This window comes from Halorubrum sp. SS7, assembly GCF_005435055.1.
GTDB classification, from domain to species: domain Archaea; phylum Halobacteriota; class Halobacteria; order Halobacteriales; family Haloferacaceae; genus Halorubrum; species Halorubrum salinarum.
This window is the reverse complement of the sequence record NZ_SGXV01000479.1, coordinates 1-289: the sequence shown is the minus strand read 5'-3', so window position 1 is coordinate 289 and position 289 is coordinate 1. Positions and strand designations below refer to the sequence as shown.

General features: G+C 52.9%; 1 protein-coding gene. It reads right to left on the bottom strand.

The genetic code is table 11. The features are described from left to right. The coding region (locus EXE44_RS18865; RefSeq protein WP_199241297.1) for a DNA modification system-associated small protein at positions 1 to 289 on the bottom strand (289 nt) is incomplete at both ends.

The window sequence follows — 289 nt, the reverse complement described above, 5'->3', positions numbered from 1 at the left end:
GTCCGCCAGTCTTCTTTGAACACGCCATCGATCTTATTGTAGATCGACGCACGGCGCTTCATACCGTGGTGACGGAGTTCAACGTCGAGGAGGCGTTTTACCAACTTTGGCGGAACATCGTGCTTCGAAGCCACCTCTTCCAGAATCTCGGCTTCTTCCGCACTGAACGATCCCAGATCGTCTTGAATCCAATCGAGATGTTCCCCCATCACATCATTGTAGATACGGGGAACTGAGTCCTCCCAATCTGCTTCCTCCTCCCGCCAGAGGCGGCGAATCTCTTTCAGTT